Origin of the sequence: Desulfosporosinus sp. FKA, from assembly GCF_002196785.1 — a bacterium.
GTDB lineage: Bacteria > Bacillota > Desulfitobacteriia > Desulfitobacteriales > Desulfitobacteriaceae > Desulfosporosinus > Desulfosporosinus acididurans.
Genome location: NZ_NAHZ01000025.1, coordinates 237,578 through 256,385, shown reverse-complemented (window position 1 = coordinate 256,385; position 18,808 = coordinate 237,578). Strand labels below are relative to the sequence as shown.

The window sequence follows — 18,808 nt, the reverse complement described above, 5'->3', positions numbered from 1 at the left end:
TAAGCGTCACCACAGAATAGATCCAAATCATTGAATTCAAGCAAGACAAAAGAGCTGGTAGTCAGTCGCATATTATTCCATTAGAGCAAAGACTCGGTTGAGGAGCATAACTGACACCCAATCATGGATAGGTGGAACGAAGGAATTTAGGGCAGATTTGATATCTTGACCCTGTTAGACATGGGAGGTTTACCACCGTGAGAATAGTGGGTTTACAACGGCCAACATAATCCAAAACAACAGACGTTGGCTTTGCCATACTCAATTTCTCTGAATTAAGCATTCTATGCAAGTTCTTTCCTTGGCAAATTCTTTTGGCGAGTTAGCAATTCTATGAAAACAAGAGAAATATGAGAAGTATGATGAGCTGTACAACTCATACAAAATATATTATTTTTACAAACAAGTTCCTTGGAAAGAGAGAGAGGCAATTAAAGAAGCGGCTGATCAGAAAATTATAGAACGCGGCATGGAGATTGTAGAACATTCTTTACCGCAATAAACCAAAAAAGCGACCTTAGCACTTTATAAGCTGAAGTCGCTTTACTTTTTTATATTAATTCATCCAACCAGTGAAAATACTCATTTTCTAACTGTCCTATGGTAAACTTATTTCTTGCATCCATTAATTCAGGGTTAATTTCGCATTTATCGGCATCACGAAGTAAGATTATTCGCTCAGGTGCGTCCATAAGTCTCCCCCCTAAAACATGATCATATTACGTATGTATGATAACTTTTATAAAACTATTCTCAACTTAAGCAACATCGCTCATGCTATAGTACACATTTAATAATAAATCGAGCCTCTGGCTAAGTTGAACAACTTCAGGGTCGACGAGTGGTTTATTTGACCCCAAAGTATTTAATTTTCCTCGTAAAATCTCAATAGACTTCAGTATTTCTACAGCACTCATTCATCGTCTCACTCCAAATGGTAGATTTAGACATTATCTTAACACAATTGCTATTATATTCCGGGGGTTGATTAGAATCAATGTATCCGACAATATCTGTCATCTTATCATATTTAAGACAAATTATGAAACGATATTAATATTTTATCGTTTTTGTGTTGAATTTCATCCCGTGAATCCTTTGATGCGAAAAATCCCTGTAAAGCCCAAAACAGAATCTTTTCGTAACTTCCTTCTAACACGATCTAAAAAAATATCCCCTCACTTGGAGGGGTAAATGGAGGAGAAGCAATGGAATAAAAGAATTTATGTTAACCGCTTTTAGCGGGAGTTAAACGTTTATGTATTAGGACGAGCGCCCATTAAATAAGGGCACTCATCCTTGTATTTTATTGAATTTCGATTTTTCGATTAGTATCTTGAACTACTCTCTTAGGCAAAGTCACCACCAAAACACCATTTTCATATTTGGCTTGGATACCATCACTTTTAATACCATCAAACACGAATTTGCGAGAGATTGATTGCTGATAGCGTTCTCGGCGGATATAGTTTTCTTTCTCTTCCTTAACTTGTTTATCTTGTTCTACCGAAATTGTTAACACTTTATCTTCAAACGAAACATTTAAATTTTCCTTATTCACATTAGGAACATCTGCTTCCAGAATATACTCGTTGATGTTGTCTCTGATATCAACCTTTAGATTGTTGTCGCATTGTGTTATCTCGGAAAAGAAAGGCTCGTTGAAGAAGCTTCGAAAAATATTTTCAATATCATTATAATCTTGTAACCGTCTTGGGCTAGAAATTAAATCATACATGACTTTATACCTCCATTACTGGTCTTTCTTTCTGACCTTTTCTGACTTTTAGTATACTCTCTCTATATTTCACACTCAAGTGTTAGATTTGACCATTTCTGACCTTTATCTTTGACCTTGCTTGAATTTATTCCTTTAGCTCATTAGGTGTTTACCTTTCACCTTGTAATTAATTAATGCTTATAACCATTCCTTAAGTCATCGACATAATTTCTTGTTTCAGGGCTTCAGATGATTTTATGTCGCAGACATCTGACTTTCACAATCATACCACTTCAGCCTAAATACCAATTACCTCCAACCTTTTAAAGATTCGAATTCCGTGTCGTTTTTATTAAAGACTACCGTGCGTCCTTTGTTATAGATAATAATCTTTTCAGGTGTTAATTTGTACCCACACTTGAATTGATATGTGTCACGCTCGAACTAGCTATGCGATTCGCCGGATTACTTAAATTGCCTTGAGAATCAGCATTTGGCGAACACGCGCTTAGAATTAGAACAACTACCGAAAAACAAAGAAGAGTACATATTCTCTTGACTACAATTTGCCTCTTTAGAATGAACAAATCGCGATTAATCAAAATCACCCCCTCAATACTTCTGGCTAAAATTCTCACTTTTCGTTGACCTCTTATATAAGATTTAATGCATCGCATCCCCTCGTTCTCCCTATCCACTAGGTAAGAACATCCCATCCTGCGGGATTGAAGGAGTTCGGTAGGTTGACCGGGGGCTGGGGGGTTATTAATTATGCACGATATTATCTCCAATTAATTTTACTAACTCAGCTGAAACAAAATAAAAAGCTACCACTATCAAAGAGATAATAATCTCCTTCATGATTCTTCCAAGACTCTTAAATTTAGCTAGTTTTATTATCATTAGCGTGGGTATAGTAAAATAGGGATAGTAAAATGGTGCTAAAGATTAGAGCTTTGAATATCATATAGATTACCTCTTTAATTGATCTAACGTATCTCTGAGCCCAAACTTTTCAGTTCGGTGAGGGGTAGCGCCTTGGTATCCGGCATCTGACTCCTGGTTACCTTTAAATTCAGGCGGCTATTTCTTCTTGAGGTTAGTGGGGCGCGGTGAGTGGCGAAAGTGGTTTCGTTCACATCGAAATTTCTGGCCATCAGCTCATTATGGATTAAATCTTTTTGCCAAAACCTTTTTAGATCTTCGAAATATGTAGATGGAAAAAATTCACATATCCACCATCTCTTCATATCATGAATTGAAATATTATGCATCTTGAAAATTCCGTTCTTGTCTTGACGGGTGGCGTATCACCCCGATATATGGTTATAATTTTGAACGGGCAACCGTAACTGTCAATCCGGTAATCTGTCTCAGGAAATCCGTACAACGCTCTTAATCGCGATGATATTTTTGAAGCCTACAAGTATCTAATCTCGGTAATTCTTCAGATAATTTATGTAAAATTCCTTTTCTTTTTGTGCAAACTCATCAAGACTTACATCAGATTTTTCCAAATTGCTTTTATCAGACAAAAAGTAATGCCACCATTCCAGGGTATTTACGTTAAAACCTTGCTGTTCCATACCTTTGCATAAATAGGTACGATTTTGCAGCACCTGTTTGGGCAAATTATCATAATCAATATGTGCTCTCTCGGTAAAATTATCAAATCCTGTCGGCATTGCTATTTCATTCCCATCTTTATCCACAAGAGTTAAATCGACAGCAATACCTTTTGAGTGCTGAGAGTATTTGGAAGGCGCAGGCGCGTATTGTTTAAGATTTTGTGGAGTTGCATTATAAAGTGACCATTGTACACTGACTGGACGATAAGCATCCCAAATTTTTATCGTATATCCTTGTTTATGAAAATATTCATTGGCTTTTGCCAACTTCTTGGCAGTTGTAGCTTCTAATAAGCACAAAACACGCGAATAATGCGCTACTTTGGTAAAGTTATCTTTTGTCGCATACTTCAAATCAAGCTTAATGGACGGGGCTAACCTTTTGACGTCAACAAGACCTTTATATTCGAAATAAGGTGCGGCCTGATCCGGAGGAAGTTTTAACTTGCCTGGCTGGTTCATTCGAGCAATAATTGTCTGTGCTGAACTGAGATATACCCCGCCTTTTGGTTTCATTTCTCCGTTCTCAGTGTGAATCAGACCACGTGCATATGACATCAGTACATATTTTTTCATTGTTGGATTAATCGCAGAAAAATCGGTGATCTGCCAATCATAATGTGATTCATCAATATTAGCGAAGCTTTTATTTTTATATGTAATTAAATAGGCCAATTTTTCCCAGGTCAGGGATTCATTGATGTTTATATCACTTGGTATATCTTCTTGACTTTTAGCTGAATTAAATACCTGTTCTTCTGAAGTATTTGTCATCAAGGAATCTTTTTGTTTCAACAACAACCAGACAAATTGTCCGCAAGTCAAAGGGTCATCAACACTTATGATTGTTTGCGCTCCAGGATCAACCCCTTTTGGACTCGATGTAGCCAGGTTTGAATCAGGGAAATTGCCGTTATCTTTCGAACCGATTGTATTCTTGGGGGCAGATGAATCAAGATTTTTGGGCTGCGCGCATCCGCAAATAATGAAAGCAGTCAGGACAATCATCAAGACAAATTCTGCAATATATTTCGAATAAGCCATAAGGATCACTCCTTCTGATTGTTTTGTTAGCTCTCTTGCGTATCTTCATTCTTGGCTTTTGCCGCAGTTGAACCGATTCACTTATATTTTATTACTATAACTTATTTTATGATCATAAAAATGTCATGAACACAAAACCAGACGCATTCATAATTTCCAAAATCTTTTACACATATGGTGGTAAGATTCATCTTTTTGCGGCGAGAAGACTCCCATCCTCTTTAGGTAGCGAGATGAATCGCCGCCCCCAATTATTTCAGAACACCCGTTCTAAATTCGTTCTTGCTGTGGTAAAATAAGGATAACTCGCCTATCGGGTGAGGCATCTCTAATGAGATACCCTTGAGACATGCATTATGGGATTGCCGGAAGCCCCTATCCTACGGCGAAAACAGTGTTTTCGTTCTTTTCGAAGTGTAGGCAGGGAAGGTTCACTTGAGAAGAATATACTTATATAACTGCCTTGATGGATCTTCTATATTCGTCTCAAACCAAATAAATAGTCCGCCATCTAGTAATAAAGGAGATTCTATCCGCGTCTTACTCGAAGCTTGCACTATATTATATAATTTATTGTTTTCGGCATTAAACAATACTAATGAATTCATTCCCGCGGACCTCCAAAACAAGTAGTTGCCGACTTGTGTAAGATCATCTAAGTAAACATCTTTATTATTCTTATATTGCGAATAATCATTGTTAATTTTATACACCCATTTTTTTTTGCTAATATCATAGACGCAAACTTCTGAATCATAGAAGGTCTTATTCGGTCTGCCTTCAGCAAAAATATAATGCCCGCTGATTATAGGATTAATGATGTTTTCGTCTGTAACAAGTTCAGACTTTACTTTAGTTTTAGCATCATATAAATATGAGTATCCTGTATACGTACCGTCCTGATTGACATGTGCCTTAGCCCAAACTATTTTATCGCCGGATACAGAAGGATAGCAAAAACCGTTTTGAGATAAATCTTCATTTAAATAGTCGATAATCTCTAGTTTTCGTTTGGATATGGTATACAGTTTAATAACACTCGTAACTTGGTCCTCTTCGTTTTGATCAAAGGATACATAGCTGATCGTATCTGGTGAAAGAAAAACCTGATTAGGGGCCAGATAACCATATTGAGTATTTTCAGGCACAGTTATTCCTTTATCGCCATCAACCTTTGTAATGGTTTTAGTTTTTAAATCGGCATAATATACGGCCCAACCCTTGCCTTTCGTTTTATCTTCCGCAGGATCCATGTTGCCGTTAGGACATTCCGACCAAGCGACCAAATCTCCAAGCATTTTTATAGCAAACACATGATTTTTACGGTCACCCATTATATTAAGCAGCACAGTTAATTTATTATCCTGGTCTATGCTTTCAATTTCATTTGTATTAAGGTTGAATGTTCTGATATTACCGTTGGAATCAGCCCCGAGAAAGAGAATTTTATTTCTGTGATATACTTTGCTATCGAATATGCCTTGCTTTTTGCATATTTCAGAATTACTTCCAACCGGAATCTCGTCATTCGAAGTATATGATTTAGTTGTTACTATTTTAGCATTCATTACATTATTAACATTGTTTTGGATTGGGTTTTTTTTTATTATACTATTATCGACATTTTTACTACATGATATTAACGTCAAAGCGGATAAGCAAATAACGATTGCAATTTTTCTCATTAATGCCACTCCTTGTTTATCATTCGGATATTTACTCTCTAATTCTAATTGCCCTTAGTGTTGTATGTGTTAAACAGAGCAGGTACTATATACCTGCTCTGTCTTATAGAATTAGTAACAAATACCCATATCATCTGTAAGACGGGCCATAGTGGAGAAATAGACCCACAAATGTCTATTTGTAAAACTTTTCAGGTTATTAGAATCATAGTAATAACAAGTTTTAGCCGACGGATTCGTGCCGTTAAACCCTTCTCCAGCTACATAATGCCTAATATCGGATGAATACATAGTTTCATATCCAGACAATCGGGCACTCCCAGATGAATTAACCATATGGACATCATAAACAACCCCATAATTACCTAATAATGTGGCAATAGCATTATTTGTCATGCTGGTTTCCCATGCTGATGTATAGGAACCAGGGCCTGTACTTAAAGCATACTTAAAGTTGTTCCCATTATAACCATTATAGTAATTAAGTGCTGGGCAAACGGCACTGAGGTATGCACCGTTTGTCTTTCCATAAATACCCAATCTTTGAGCCATTGTTGTTTCAGATACGTTAATTCCTCTACCCTGAAGAATAGCGTAGCATGTTGCAGCTGAACAGTAATTATCTTTCGACTGAACAATACCAGGTAAACCTAGGTATTTATACACTCCATCTCCGATGGCCGCAGCAGTTATTTTTGAGCTATTACCACTACTTTTATAAATGTATTTATCTACGCTATTTCCTTTAGCATATTTATCAATATATGTTTGTATTGTTTTACGATCACTTTCTGTAACAGATTCGGGTTTTTTTACAGATTTATCCCAAATTTCTACTATTTTTTGAGATAATGCAGATTTATCTTGGCCTTCTTTTATCGCTTCAGGAGTAATATCACCTAGAAGATTTGGATCTTTATCTGTCACAGAAATCTGTTTCAAACCTAGTTCTGTTCTGCTTTCGGCAAAGGCCGGTACGGAAAATAGGGTAACAGATAAGGCAAGAATAGTACTTAAAGTAATGACCTTTTTTAAGAAACATTTCTTCACAATACTCCTCTTTTCGAAATTTATTAGGGAAAACAATTAATACTCCCTTCTTTAAAACTCCCTTCACAAATTCCCCTAGTAAGCTTATAATATAATTACCTACAATTTTGTGTAGGGGCCTACGCCTTCAGATCATTGGTTACTTTGCGGGTATTGATGATCTGAGGGCGTCTTTATTTAAATGCAGTAGCATTTAAATACATCAAGTTTCTTATCCCATTTATTTTGTAAGATAAGAAGTTGACACCCAACCTGTTTGATTATTTACCATCCTTATTTCTGCCCAGCCACTGTTGTTAACCAAAATAACGTTTACAACGCCTCCATATAACACACTGCCAACAGATGAATAGTTTGTTCCCGGGCCTGATCTAACGATTATACTTGGCTGTGCAGTAACAGTACACGGACCTGTATACCCTGGTCCTGGTTGATTCGGTGAAATATAATTTGGTGATAATACAGTTGATGTTGTTAATGTCTCAGATGATACTGTCGTTGCATAGGCATTGGCACCAAAAGCTACTAAAAGAATTCCTGTTAGTAAGACCGTCATGATACTTTTCGTTTTTTTCATCGATTAATTCCCCTTCCGATTTCCATTAAAATTAACTGGTAATACTTCAAGCCTGAATTTATGTCCTATTCACCTCCATCATCTCTGTTTTTAAGGCATCGCCATAATGGCTGAGGCAACAATTTGCTCACCTGCGGGTGGTTTATTGACGATATTCCCTTGATAAACCATCGTTGATAAACTTCCTCCGTCTAAAAGTGCCGCATTATTGGCTCCATGCTTAAGAAAAATAGCCTGGATATCTTGTAACATAGCCCCTTGTGACTCTTTACTTCGACCATTTATAACCAGCATAAGTATGGTCCCATCTTCCTTTTGTCCGATAGCCGTCTGACTATACACCCCAAAGTAGTTCGAGAGATTTTGTGCCGTTCCATTGATTATGAGTGGCAGGCCAGCACTCACTGCTTCCTTAACACTCCTTTTCTTTAGTTCTGCTATGGTATGGCTTCCGACAATCATCGTTCCCTTTTCTGTTAACCCGACTATAGTTTGAGCACGGTTGTCGTCTTTCGGGTCGTCAAAGATCAAATTCCCATTATGAATGACTATTCCACTTGCTGCGATCGCTGGTCCAAAAACAGAATCCGTCTTTGATGCTCCCCCATTAATTGCTCCTACTGCCTTATTGGCCTCTGCCAGATTACGAGTGGTCTTATCGGGTTTAGATTTTTTATGGCTAAATCCCACCTCTACTTTAGAGGAATCAGGAACAATCATCATCTTCCCAGTAAATTGACCGGCAAAATTTTGACCCTGTATGTCCAATAAAGAAACCCTTGCGTTCTTTTTCGCAAGACTATCCCATTCTTGCTTGGGATGATTATCCCCAGACATCTGGCCTGCGGAGTTTTGATTAAATTTTGTCGCCTGGTCCGTAAAACTATTCTTGGCTCCGGTTAACAACATAAGGCCTAAAAGAATCAACAAAGCAGTTCCTATAGCCATTGACTTTGTGGTACTTTTCTTAAATGAAGAAATCATTATAATTCGTTTCTTTAATTTCGATTCTTTGGCCACCATTCCTATAATTCCTGGAATATGTTGAAGCCTTGCAATTTGCTTCAGATGAATCAGTGTATACCCATAATTTGGACGTTCCTCTGGTTTCATGCGGGATAGGACCCGGGAATCACAAGCTATTTCGCAATCTTTACGCATTAGGTAAAAACCGTACCACAATAAAGGATTGAACCAGTGGATGACTTTTAAAAATACCATGATGGTATTAACAATAAAATCTTTTCGTTGATAGTGAGTCAACTCATGGAGAAAGATATGCTTCAATTCATCAGAAGTTATTTGATCCGATAGATGAAGAGGAAGCAACAGAATAGGCCTGAAAAAGCCAAACAGTCCAGGCATCTCAACTAACAGGGTAGTAATGAGAGTTATATTCGATTTACTATTCAGAATATTCTTGCATTGATCTAACAACAATTTTTCCGATTCTTGAGCATCCTGTGAGTTTTTCCGGATTCTTAACAGGAGATGCCAATTTATCCAAAGTACATAGATACCAAAGCTTATGGTTCCAGTCAGCCAGATTAATAAGGCGATATCGTCGATATAAATTTTCTGATTCAGATGATCACTAGGTTCAATAATAGCTTGTGACGAATAATTATGTAGGATTTGCTTCGGATCGGGCCGAGTATCGGTTTGTGTATGTGCCGAGGTTAGGATAACTCCCGTTTGAGGAACAGTGTCTTTTTCTAATGGAACTTGAACATTCGATGTTTTAAAGGAAATAGCATTAAACCTCGGAAGAACATTGAGGATACTTAGAGAGCTTGCGGGTGTAACCGGTAATATCAACCGTATCAGTAGGATAAACCATATGAAATAATGCCAGGAAGGAGACAGCTTATCTCTAACTGCTAGTTTTACCAATAAAATGCTGGGGATTATCAGGCATGCCATCAGAGAAGAAAACAACACCCAATGAAATAAGGCGAATAGGAAACTCAAAATATCACCGTTCCTTATTTTTTGCTATATCCAGAAGAGTTTTGAGTTCGTCAATTTCAGCTTCTGACAATTCTTCCTCTTCCAAAAGGTTCTTAATGAACAAGTTTAGCGAACCGTTATAAACCTTTTTTAGGAAACTGGTTCTTTCTTCTTTCCGATAGTCTGATTGAGATAAAAGAGGCCTGCAAATATAGGGAGACGAACCCTGATCAATGACCAGAGCTTTTTTCTTAACCAACCTGCTTATGAGTGTATAAATAGTGGTCGGACTCCAGCCAATCGTTGATCCTAAAATTTTAATCATTTCGCTTGATGTTATGGGGGATTTTTCCCATAGTAGTTTCATAACTTCCCACTCAGCATCGGTAATTTTGATTGTTTTCTTCATAAATTTTCAACCTCTATTAACGTAGAATATGAGTTTACTCTACACCAATAGATATTGTTAGTCAATATCATTGTATCCATTATGTGTTATATTTCTATATTATTACTTATATATCCTTAATATTACTTAATGTGCATATATGCATTCTATTAATTTATAAATCTACTAAAATTCAAAACAATCTTGCTATAGTAACGTAAAAATTAAATCTATTTACCTAGTAGAATCACGGGGGCGCAATTAGTAAAACTGTATTATGATAAAGCCTATAGGGATATTTTACCACAAAAAAAGGAGGTAATTTAATCATGAGTAGAGTTACCTAGTAGAATAAGCAGACTTACAATTATATCCAATTTTATGATATTAAAGGAGTAGATAACGATGATTAAAATTGGCATTAAAGGGAAAGTTACTTCAATCTTAATATGTTCCGCTATGCTATTGGGATCGACATCATTAGCTACAGCAAATCCTTCATCTTCCAGTAATGTTGATAAAGTGACAGTAACAACGCCCGGAAGTTCTGACACTAATAGTACGGACCTTAGCAATAATGTCAAAAGCAATGCTGTTCTTTCCCCCCAATGGATGAATGTGTTTACTGTAACGGCATCGTCCCTGAGTGTTAGAAGTGGTGCCGGAACTAGTTTTAGCATTATCGGTACATTACCTAAAGGTTATACAGGCTCTCTGTATAATGCAACTGAGATAACTGCTAATGGATATACATGGGTTCCTATTTATAACAGTAGTCACACTGCTTTGTGGGGATGGATTGCCAAGCAGTATATTGAAATCATTGGTTAGATAGAAAACTGAAAATATCGCTCTATTAAAGAAAGGGTAAGTTAATACATTATTTAACCCTGATCTGGTATTATTAAATATTACAGAGAAGGGTTTTTTTAGAGAACAGCAAAAATACAGTTTGACTGTACTTATTTCAGTAATTATTCCTAGCTAGTTGAAATAATAATTTGGAATCGACGCAACTTTAGTTTAATAAGGAGTAGAAAGTAGATGATTATTAAGGCCAGTACATTCAACAAATTCGTTTGTTTAATGTTTATCGTACTTTTTATGTTTGTAACGGGATGCAGCACCAGATCGTCAGAGATGAAGCAACCGGTGGCTGCAGGCCCTATTAAAATCGACCCAGGGTTAAGTCCCAATTTAGACAAAATAATGAAGAATATCCATTCAGTATCATCCTATAAAAGAAACATGGGTTCACAAGGTGAAAGATACACCGCCTCGTACTTACAAAATGAGCTAAAATCATATGGTTATTCGCCGAAGGTTCAGGTATTTCCCTATGACTTGCAAAAACAACCTAACTTTAAAGAGTTTAAGAATTTCAAGGATGATTCATTTTGGAATGTGGATGTCACGGAGGCACAGAAAGACGGCGAAAGTCAAAATATCATAGCTATTCAGAAGCCTAACAATGATGCCAGCAAAAAAATAATTGTTATCAGCGCCCACTATGACGATACAGGCTACGGTGCAGTTATTGATAATGCGACAGGGGTAGCCATGCTCCTGGAAGTATCCAGATTAATAGCAAAAGCAAATTGCAACGCGGAAGTGCGTTTTGTGCTTTTTGGGGGAGAGCAAAGCGGCTTATATGGTTCACGCTACTATGTGTCCAAGTTATCAGAGGAGGAAAAGGAAAACATTCTGGCTGACATTAATCTTGATTACCTCGGCATAAAGGGGACTAATAACTTGATTTTAGCTACCATTGACGGAAAAGAGAATCAAGCTTCAGCTCTTTTTAATAGTTTTTTGCAAAGCAAACAAATACAAATTGTTAATGCACCAGCCAGTGACTATATCTCATTTGCTAGGGCTGGGATTCCCGCAGTATCATTGGGTCAATTACCCATGCCAATTAAAATGGAAGATAAGTATTCGTCGGTGGATGAAATGGATAAAGCGGTAATAAAAATAGAGAATTCGATGCTAGATCAAAACAGATTAAAGGCAGCGTTTAACATGGTGATCGGCGCACTAAGCCTAGCGGCGAATTAGGGTGATATTTACTGAGAATAGCTAAAATTGGGGCTTTTAAGCGAGTTTGTCCCACATAACCCATTTGAAAACGGCTTCCAAACGTGTGCTTACCTCTAATTTGAGTAGAATATTACTAACGTGAAATTCCACCGTTCGAACACTAATGCCTAAAACTGAAGCAATTTCTTTGTTGTGTAATCCTCTCGAAACTAATCTAATTATTTCAGTTTCCCTTTTGGTCAGTATCTTACGCAGCTTCTCTTCAGACTTTACCGCTAAATAAAAGCTATTATTTTCCGCAAAAAGCTTATGTTTGTCCTGTTCGGTTAGTTCTTCCAACATTTTAGATTTTAGTGACATTTTTCTCTCTCCTTTTTAGAAATATTTAATTTTTTTAACCATTTTGAGATTGAATGATATATCCTGCCACTCAGCATCGGTAATTTTGATTGTTTTCTTCATAACTCATTAACCTCTATTATTGTAGAATATGAGTTTACTCTACATTAATAGAGGTTTCAAGTCAATACCATTATATCCATTATGTGTTATACCAGCAATTTCGCTTCTGCATGAATTCCGTCAATTTCTATTTAAGAATTATTTTAGTGTGTGTTATATAAACATTATTTACTTAATTTAATTTCAAGGAGAGAATTCCCCTACCTCAACATCAGCCTTCTCATTTAATCGTTATATCTCTATGAGATGCTAAAAACCAGTTTATCTTTAAACTTCATTAGACACACAATAAATTACCCGATGAGATTAATCTTACAATCTCATCGGGTAACTTTATCTATCAAGCATTCCGGACAGCTTTTCCTATTACTCCCGAAGAATTTTGTGCCATCGATTGCGACCACAGTATACCCATCGATCGTTCCATTGTCGAAAACTTTAATTCTCACCGGCTGTTTTTATGACGTTTTGATTGACTTGTTTTAGTCCTTCGAGATCTAGGACCTTCAGCGTATCTCTAATTGCATCAATTTGCGGCAGCTTAGTTCCTCGGGGAAACAGTTTACTAAACTCATGATTCTTAATCATAAAATTCAGCTCGTTAAAGCTTTTTATTCTAAGCAAAAAACCTAAAAGCACCGGCAGAATAACTTGACCCGTGCAATAAGTAGGGTTAACTCTTCCGTCAGATAATTGATTCAAACCATGATCAATCTGATAAACATTTTTCATGTATTTTACCAATTTTACAAAGTAGTTCTTTCGCATTTCATCCTCTCTTCCAATCTGATTTTAGCAGGAAGCAAGAGAGAGAAAAAGTCCGAATTTGATACACTTCTGAAATCTGTAATATTACCAGTGAGATCAATGATTTAATTGTGGTAGAGGCTAAACTGCTGGGGTGCATCGGCTTAAAAAGGGATGCATTTTTCAAGGTGTACATTCCGTTAAAATTAGCAGCAGCTACCATCCGAACAATCACAACTAGGTTCTGTTCCAGTAAGCCAGCCTTTAATAATGGCCGATGCGCAACCAACGCCAGGTTTAACTTCCAGAGCATTAAACGGACAATTTTTGACGCATGCACCGCATTCGATGCAATTATCTTTTTGGGCAATAACAGATTTACCATTTGTCATGACAAAAACGTTATGAGGGCAGACCTCAAGACACTTTCCACAACCAGTGCATTTCTCTGATCCCATCTTTAATGTAGAGACATTTTTTAAATATCTATTCTTCATTTTTTACTCCTTACGCACTAGATAAAGCTATTTACTAAAATCAAAACCACCCCTAACGAAATTGAAATAATAATCGCCGGAATAGCTGTTTTCATCTCTTTCAATACACCCGAGAAGGAAGTAAACGTTGAAGCCCCTGTGAAATTCATAGCCAGGTAAGCAGAAAGTGAAGGCAGAATTAACAAATAACTCAGAGCTTTTAATAAGCTATATTGCGGCGCATACGGCCATCCATTCAGCAAATTTAGACCGACAGCCCAAATAAGTCCTAATAACCAGCCTTTCCAAGCAAAAGCCCGACCGGGAATCCAAGGCAGCAGCAATGGAGTTAATACACATCCAACTATCAAAGTACCTAAATACCCGTAAAAATCAACGAAGCCGAATGGCCCTATCCCAATAAGGTTTAGCAAAAAAAGCACTCCAAATATCATTAACGAAGGCCGAATAGTATTAACCAATTCAACCGGAGTTAAAACCAACCTATCATAGGCACTGAACTTAACCCTTCTCATCTCGGAAGTAGCCTTCATTCCGGCATTCATAAAGTCCTTAATATCCTTAGCCCTTACCGGTCCATAGATTACTCTGAAACCAGAATACTTTAATACTTCGTGACCGACGACACCCGGTGCTCCCAGTTGTGGTAGTATTAGATTTCTGTGCGAAACAACCTTGTCCAACTGAACGATAGCAATACGGTTTATAATTTCTGTTGTCCCAAATGTCCCCTTGCCTGCGGCACACCAAACGTTAATTCCTTTGGTATCTATAACCATGATATAGGCATCAAATCCGCTTAATTCTTTTCTTAAGCTGTCAAAGCTCATTTTATAATTTGCTGAAACAAAAACGGGAGAAGATTTATCAGGGTTTCCAATTCGATAAAGCCCCGGCTCTACTTTGTAGTTCATTCGATTAATTCCCCATCGTACCTTCCAAGAGCCTAAGATATCTCGAAACGTCAGTTCACTTGAAGTTTGATTAATCATAATTTCTCTCCCAATGCTGATATCCAACATAGTCTTGCTCCTTCTGCAACCATTAACCCTTTATCTCATGGTTAATGATTCGATTCTTTAAGCCTAAGATCTTCCTTTCAATGATTCTTGCCACCTTCGTGAACTCAGCATCATTTTTACCGGTTGGATCTTCGAGTCCCCAATCTTCTCGATACTTACAAGGCACATAAGGACAATTAACATTACAGCCCATTGTAATGACAATATCCGGTGTAGGAATATCCGAAATACGCTTAGAGAACTGCGTCTCTTCCATGTTAATATCGTACAGTTGTTGGATAATCCGAACGGCATCAAGATTGATATGCGGTCTCGTTTCTGTACCAGCTGAATAGGACTCAAAAACATTCGATGCCAGCTTTTTACCAAGAGCTTCAGCCATTTGTGAGCGACAAGAGTTGTGCACACATACAAACGCAACTTTAATCTTATTCATTAGTATTACCTCATTAGAAAATTAATTTCTATGCAATTAACTTTTTTGCAATCCAAAGTATTTTTGACGCCAGCTCAAAGCAACGTTTACAAGAGCAATCATAACCGGCACTTCAATCAACGGCCCTATCACAGCGGCAAATGCCTGACCGGACTGAATTCCGAACATAGCGACTGCAACGGCTATTGCCAACTCAAAATTATTGCTCGCCGCAGTAAACGATAAACTTGTTGTTTGGGCGTAATTAATACCCATCCGTTTACTAATAAAAAAGGACAGCGTGAACATAACAGCAAAATAAATAACGAGCGGAAGGCCTATCTTTACAACATCAAGTGGTAACTGAACAATATAACGACCTTGATAACTGAACATAATAACGATGGTAAATAACAAAGCGATCAACGCTAATGGGCTTATTTTGGGAACAAATACACCTTTGTACCAATCAGTTCCCTTAGCCGGTTCTAAGAAAAGCCTGGTCAGCATACCTCCCAGGAATGGTATACCCAGATAGATTCCTACGCTGGCTGCAACATCACCCATCGAAACATGGACCTGCATTCCTTTCAGGCCAAATACTCCCGGCAAAACCGTAATAAACAAATAGGCATAGACGGAATAAAACAACACTTGAAATACAGAGTTAAAGGCTACCAGGGCCGCTGCGTACTCTGAATCTCCTTCAGCTAAACTGTTCCATACAATCACCATGGCAATACAGCGGGCCAATCCAATGAGAATTAACCCAACCATATACTGAGGATATCCACGTAAAAAGATGATTGCGAGTAAAAACATAAGAATAGGTCCTATCACCCAGTTCTGAATCAAGGACAAGCCTAAAACTCGGCCATTTTTGAAAACTTTCCCAATTTCTCTGTAATTAACTTTAGCTAAAGGGGGATACATCATAACGATTAAACCAAGAGCAATCGGTATTGATGTCGTTCCAACTGACAAGTGATCAAGAAATTGAGAAAACGAAGGAACAAAGTATCCTAATCCCACCCCAACTGCCATAGCCAAAAAAATCCACAACGTTAAATATCGGTCCAGAGTAGAGAGTTTGCGACTAACAGGTTTATCTTGATTCATTATTTATCGTCTCCAATTTTATTTGATTATTCATAAAAAAATATAAGCTTAATCATAGGTGAAGTGTGTTGAAATATCACAATAACTCAAAGCCCTCTAGTCGTATCAATAAATTTTGATGATTAAATTCATAATAATAGGGGTTATAGTTGAAAAATAACCCCCAATTCTTTGCTATACTCTCGTATTGCCTCCTTATTAAGAGTATAATATTTCCACTTTCCCTTGGGCAGTTCTGTAACTAGCCCACTTTCGCAGAGTTCTTTCATGTGGTATGAAACACGAGACTGAATCATACCAAACTCCTCCATAATCTCACAATTGCACACGCCATTCATATCCGACTCACATTGAGATGATGTACATCCTTTATGGTTGAGGAGCATCAATAAAATCTTATAGCGAATAGGATCGCTTAGAGCTTTAGAAATTTTAACTATATCTATCATAGAGGAAATTATATCAAGTTTTTTTGATATGAACAAGTGGCATTTGTATTTTAGTTTAGTTTAGTTTTCTTTGTGACATTCATTAAAGATGAATAACTTGAAATTGATTATATAAGTATTTTATAATATAATTAATTAACAAAGCAATTATGCCGAAAAAGGTGAACATTATGAACCAAATTGAATTGAGTGCCAAAGTTTTAAAGGCGCTAGGCCATCCTATTCGTTATAAGATTGTCAAATTTTTGCTTGATGAACCGAAATGTGTCTGTAAACTCACTGAAGATGTAGAATTTAGCCAATCTAACTTATCACAACACTTAAAGATCCTCAAAGAGGCCGGTCTACTCGTCAGCGAGAGAGTTGGTCTCAATGTTCATTACCGTATTAGCAATGAGAAAGTAAAATCAATTATCAAACTAACGGATGATTTTGCTATTGCCCATATTAAGAGCATTCAAGAATCAATTACTTAAGGAGGAACCGAAAATGGAGATTAAAATTCTAGGCAGCGGTTGTGCCAACTGTAAGAAATTAGAGGCTAATGCTAGAGCGGCTATTGCAGAAATGGGAATCGATGCCTCAATAACAAAAGTTGAGGATATTAAAGAAGTCATGAAGTATGGCGTCATGAGAACCCCTGGATTTGTGATTGATGAAAAGGTTAAATCCTACGGAAAAGTATTGTCTACTGCAGAAATTAAGAAGTTAATTCAAGCATAAGATTAAGCAAAGGTTCCTTGCCTATCATTAACCATGATACTTAACTTTAAAACCGCCATCTGAGGATGACGGTTTTTTTTCTCTTTTTAGGCCTGCTTCTCTTGAAAAATAATAATTACATATTATAATAATATTAGAAAATACTTAATTACTTATTTTTGTTTTGGGGGTGAACTTTTATCAGGTGCGTCTTTCTTATCGAGTTATAGACAATAGCCGCACCATTTTCCAAACAAATAACCCATTAAAATAGTAATAGAGGAAGTGATTATATGTTTACCTGGACTCAAAACTTAGCTGACTGGCTGATCTACTCCGTATTTAATATTGCCAAAGATTCAAAACTTGGAAGTGCGCTCAACTTTTTTGTCTACGACACCATCAAGATCTTCATCCTTCTTTTCTTTATCATCTATGCCATTACCTTTATTCGCAGTTTCTTTCCACCAGAAAAAACCCGTAAAATTCTTGCCAATAAAAAAGGACATACCTTTCTTGCTCACATCCTCGCAGCTCTGCTGGGAATCGTCACTCCATTTTGTTCTTGTTCAGCGGTACCCTTGTTTATAGGCTTTGTTGAAGCCGGTATTCCCTTAGGGGTAACATTCTCTTATTTAGTTGCTGCCCCAATGGTTAATGAAGTAGCTCTCGGGCTCTTATACAGTCTTTTCGGATTAAAAATTGCCCTCATTTATATTGCTTCTGGAGAAATCATCGCCATCATCAGTGGTCTCATCTTAGGCAAGCTCGGGTTAGAAAAGTATGTCGAGGGCTATGTCTATGAAATTGAAATTGATAATGATGGTCTCGAAATACCTATTCCAGCGTTAAATGAAAGACTTCGTGATGCCTGGGTTTTCACATTGGATCTCATTAAAAAAATATGGATTTATGTCGTGATAGGTATTGCGATTGGGGGATTTATGCACGGATGGATCCCTAAGGATGCGCTGGCCAAATACGCCGGGAAAAACAATCCTTTTGCTGTGTTGGTCGCGGTTCTCTTCGGCATCCCGTTATATTCGAATGCTGCTGGAGTCATTCCGCTGGTCAGTGAGTTAACCAGAGCAGGTGTCGCTATGGGCACCGCACTTGCTTTCATGATGGCGGTTACCGCCTTGAGCATTCCAGAAATGATCTTACTGCGTAAGGTTTTAAAGCCAAAACTGCTTGTGATTTTCGTGACTATTGTCGGCTGTGGAATCATTTTTACGGGTTATATGTTTAACTTTATCATTTCATAATTTACTCTTAAACTCATTGGTTGTTTTGAGACTAAGTTTATTCTCAAC

21 protein-coding genes are annotated in these 18,808 nt (G+C 37.3%); 5 read left to right on the top strand and 16 right to left on the bottom strand.

The window, feature by feature from the left end:
• Positions 1-551 precede the first annotated feature (551 nt).
• The 9 genes from B5771_RS24260 to B5771_RS08590 form a co-directional block, all read right to left on the bottom strand.
• Entirely contained in the window at positions 552-692 is a 141-nt protein-coding gene (locus B5771_RS24260; protein ID WP_172408206.1) for a hypothetical protein, read from the bottom strand.
• A gap of 66 nt (positions 693-758) precedes the next feature.
• Complete coding sequence (locus B5771_RS08630; RefSeq protein WP_088187162.1) at positions 759-917, bottom strand: aspartyl-phosphate phosphatase Spo0E family protein; 159 nt, start codon at positions 915-917, stop codon at positions 759-761.
• Between the two features lie 389 nt (positions 918-1,306).
• On the bottom strand, positions 1,307-1,738 hold the full coding sequence (locus B5771_RS08625; RefSeq protein WP_088187161.1) for an Hsp20/alpha crystallin family protein: 432 nt from the start codon (positions 1,736-1,738) through the stop codon (positions 1,307-1,309).
• A 1,412-nt stretch (positions 1,739-3,150) separates the two neighbouring features.
• A complete protein-coding gene (locus B5771_RS08615; protein WP_088187160.1) occupies positions 3,151-4,392 on the bottom strand; it encodes a M15 family metallopeptidase in 1,242 nt (413 codons plus the stop codon).
• A gap of 431 nt (positions 4,393-4,823) precedes the next feature.
• Positions 4,824-6,077, bottom strand: a complete 1,254-nt coding sequence (locus tag B5771_RS08610; RefSeq protein WP_088187159.1) for a hypothetical protein — start codon at positions 6,075-6,077, stop codon at positions 4,824-4,826.
• Positions 6,078-6,188: 111 nt separating this feature from the next.
• A complete protein-coding gene (locus tag B5771_RS08605) occupies positions 6,189-7,127 on the bottom strand; it encodes a C39 family peptidase (protein ID WP_172408204.1) in 939 nt (312 codons plus the stop codon).
• 220 nt (positions 7,128-7,347) lie between these two features.
• The gene (locus tag B5771_RS08600; RefSeq protein ID WP_088187157.1) at positions 7,348-7,704 is read right to left on the bottom strand and encodes an SH3 domain-containing protein; all 357 of its coding nucleotides are present in this window, start codon (positions 7,702-7,704) and stop codon (positions 7,348-7,350) included.
• Between the two features lie 90 nt (positions 7,705-7,794).
• Positions 7,795-9,645: a M56 family metallopeptidase gene (locus B5771_RS08595; RefSeq protein ID WP_282433337.1), complete on the bottom strand. Its 1,851-nt coding sequence runs from the start codon at positions 9,643-9,645 to the stop codon at positions 7,795-7,797.
• Between the two features lie 34 nt (positions 9,646-9,679).
• A complete protein-coding gene (locus B5771_RS08590) occupies positions 9,680-10,063 on the bottom strand; it encodes a BlaI/MecI/CopY family transcriptional regulator (protein ID WP_088187155.1) in 384 nt (127 codons plus the stop codon).
• A 384-nt stretch (positions 10,064-10,447) separates the two neighbouring features.
• On the opposite strand from B5771_RS08590, the gene B5771_RS08585 reads away from it, so the two are divergent.
• Together B5771_RS08585 and B5771_RS08580 are read left to right on the top strand one after the other, a co-directional pair.
• Positions 10,448-10,873 (top strand): SH3 domain-containing protein, encoded by a 426-nt coding sequence (locus B5771_RS08585; protein WP_088187154.1) that lies wholly within the window; start codon positions 10,448-10,450, stop codon positions 10,871-10,873.
• A 213-nt stretch (positions 10,874-11,086) separates the two neighbouring features.
• The gene (locus tag B5771_RS08580; RefSeq protein WP_088187153.1) at positions 11,087-12,100 is read left to right on the top strand and encodes a M28 family peptidase; all 1,014 of its coding nucleotides are present in this window, start codon (positions 11,087-11,089) and stop codon (positions 12,098-12,100) included.
• 36 nt (positions 12,101-12,136) lie between these two features.
• Here the strand turns inward: B5771_RS08580 and B5771_RS25215 are convergent, their stop codons facing one another.
• The 7 genes from B5771_RS25215 to B5771_RS08545 all read right to left on the bottom strand — a co-directional run bounded on the left by B5771_RS25215 (position 12,137) and on the right by B5771_RS08545 (position 16,793).
• Positions 12,137-12,442, bottom strand: coding sequence for a LuxR C-terminal-related transcriptional regulator (locus B5771_RS25215; protein WP_088187152.1), 306 nt, complete (start codon positions 12,440-12,442; stop codon positions 12,137-12,139).
• A gap of 540 nt (positions 12,443-12,982) precedes the next feature.
• Positions 12,983-13,312, bottom strand: coding sequence for a hypothetical protein (locus B5771_RS08570; protein ID WP_088187151.1), 330 nt, complete (start codon positions 13,310-13,312; stop codon positions 12,983-12,985).
• A 185-nt stretch (positions 13,313-13,497) separates the two neighbouring features.
• Positions 13,498-13,788 carry a mercury methylation ferredoxin HgcB gene (hgcB, locus tag B5771_RS08565; protein WP_088187150.1) on the bottom strand — a complete coding sequence of 97 codons (291 nt, stop codon included), beginning with the start codon at positions 13,786-13,788 and terminating at the stop codon, positions 13,498-13,500.
• A gap of 17 nt (positions 13,789-13,805) precedes the next feature.
• Positions 13,806-14,810, bottom strand: a complete 1,005-nt coding sequence (hgcA, locus tag B5771_RS08560; RefSeq protein WP_088187149.1) for a mercury methylation corrinoid protein HgcA — start codon at positions 14,808-14,810, stop codon at positions 13,806-13,808.
• Between the two features lie 22 nt (positions 14,811-14,832).
• Positions 14,833-15,246 (bottom strand): arsenate reductase ArsC, encoded by a 414-nt coding sequence (locus B5771_RS08555; RefSeq protein ID WP_088187148.1) that lies wholly within the window; start codon positions 15,244-15,246, stop codon positions 14,833-14,835.
• A 36-nt stretch (positions 15,247-15,282) separates the two neighbouring features.
• Positions 15,283-16,344, bottom strand: a complete 1,062-nt coding sequence (gene arsB / locus B5771_RS08550) for an ACR3 family arsenite efflux transporter (protein WP_088187147.1) — start codon at positions 16,342-16,344, stop codon at positions 15,283-15,285.
• A 143-nt stretch (positions 16,345-16,487) separates the two neighbouring features.
• Positions 16,488-16,793 (bottom strand): metalloregulator ArsR/SmtB family transcription factor, encoded by a 306-nt coding sequence (locus B5771_RS08545; protein ID WP_088187199.1) that lies wholly within the window; start codon positions 16,791-16,793, stop codon positions 16,488-16,490.
• A 170-nt stretch (positions 16,794-16,963) separates the two neighbouring features.
• Between B5771_RS08545 and B5771_RS08540 the strand changes: the two genes are divergently transcribed.
• The 3 genes from B5771_RS08540 (at position 16,964) to B5771_RS08530 (ending at position 18,760) form a co-directional block, all read left to right on the top strand.
• Positions 16,964-17,269 (top strand): metalloregulator ArsR/SmtB family transcription factor, encoded by a 306-nt coding sequence (locus B5771_RS08540; RefSeq protein WP_047811418.1) that lies wholly within the window; start codon positions 16,964-16,966, stop codon positions 17,267-17,269.
• Positions 17,270-17,282: 13 nt separating this feature from the next.
• A complete protein-coding gene (locus B5771_RS08535; protein WP_088186112.1) occupies positions 17,283-17,516 on the top strand; it encodes a thioredoxin family protein in 234 nt (77 codons plus the stop codon).
• Between the two features lie 272 nt (positions 17,517-17,788).
• A complete protein-coding gene (locus B5771_RS08530) occupies positions 17,789-18,760 on the top strand; it encodes a permease (RefSeq protein ID WP_088187146.1) in 972 nt (323 codons plus the stop codon).
• The last annotated feature ends 48 nt before the right edge of the window (positions 18,761-18,808 follow it).

Excerpts from the sequence above, each read along its gene's own strand:
- B5771_RS08530 (WP_088187146.1), top strand. The coding sequence starts at position 17,789 with ATGTTTACCTGGACTCAAAACTTAGCTGACTGGCTGATCTACTCCGTA.
- B5771_RS08580 (WP_088187153.1), top strand. The coding sequence starts at position 11,087 with ATGATTATTAAGGCCAGTACATTCAACAAATTCGTTTGTTTAATGTTT.
- hgcA (WP_088187149.1), bottom strand. The coding sequence starts at position 14,810 with ATGTTGGATATCAGCATTGGGAGAGAAATTATGATTAATCAAACTTCA.
- B5771_RS08570 (WP_088187151.1), bottom strand. The coding sequence starts at position 13,312 with ATGCGAAAGAACTACTTTGTAAAATTGGTAAAATACATGAAAAATGTT.
- B5771_RS08615 (WP_088187160.1), bottom strand. The coding sequence starts at position 4,392 with ATGGCTTATTCGAAATATATTGCAGAATTTGTCTTGATGATTGTCCTG.
- B5771_RS08600 (WP_088187157.1), bottom strand. The coding sequence starts at position 7,704 with ATGAAAAAAACGAAAAGTATCATGACGGTCTTACTAACAGGAATTCTT.
- B5771_RS08555 (WP_088187148.1), bottom strand. The coding sequence starts at position 15,246 with ATGAATAAGATTAAAGTTGCGTTTGTATGTGTGCACAACTCTTGTCGC.
- B5771_RS08625 (WP_088187161.1), bottom strand. The coding sequence starts at position 1,738 with ATGTATGATTTAATTTCTAGCCCAAGACGGTTACAAGATTATAATGAT.
- B5771_RS08545 (WP_088187199.1), bottom strand. The coding sequence starts at position 16,793 with ATGATAGATATAGTTAAAATTTCTAAAGCTCTAAGCGATCCTATTCGC.
- B5771_RS25215 (WP_088187152.1), bottom strand. The coding sequence starts at position 12,442 with ATGTCACTAAAATCTAAAATGTTGGAAGAACTAACCGAACAGGACAAA.
- arsB (WP_088187147.1), bottom strand. The coding sequence starts at position 16,344 with ATGAATCAAGATAAACCTGTTAGTCGCAAACTCTCTACTCTGGACCGA.
- B5771_RS08610 (WP_088187159.1), bottom strand. The coding sequence starts at position 6,077 with ATGAGAAAAATTGCAATCGTTATTTGCTTATCCGCTTTGACGTTAATA.
- B5771_RS08585 (WP_088187154.1), top strand. The coding sequence starts at position 10,448 with ATGATTAAAATTGGCATTAAAGGGAAAGTTACTTCAATCTTAATATGT.
- B5771_RS08630 (WP_088187162.1), bottom strand. The coding sequence starts at position 917 with ATGAGTGCTGTAGAAATACTGAAGTCTATTGAGATTTTACGAGGAAAA.
- B5771_RS08540 (WP_047811418.1), top strand. The coding sequence starts at position 16,964 with ATGAACCAAATTGAATTGAGTGCCAAAGTTTTAAAGGCGCTAGGCCAT.
- B5771_RS08590 (WP_088187155.1), bottom strand. The coding sequence starts at position 10,063 with ATGAAGAAAACAATCAAAATTACCGATGCTGAGTGGGAAGTTATGAAA.
- B5771_RS24260 (WP_172408206.1), bottom strand. The coding sequence starts at position 692 with ATGGACGCACCTGAGCGAATAATCTTACTTCGTGATGCCGATAAATGC.
- B5771_RS08535 (WP_088186112.1), top strand. The coding sequence starts at position 17,283 with ATGGAGATTAAAATTCTAGGCAGCGGTTGTGCCAACTGTAAGAAATTA.
- hgcB (WP_088187150.1), bottom strand. The coding sequence starts at position 13,788 with ATGAAGAATAGATATTTAAAAAATGTCTCTACATTAAAGATGGGATCA.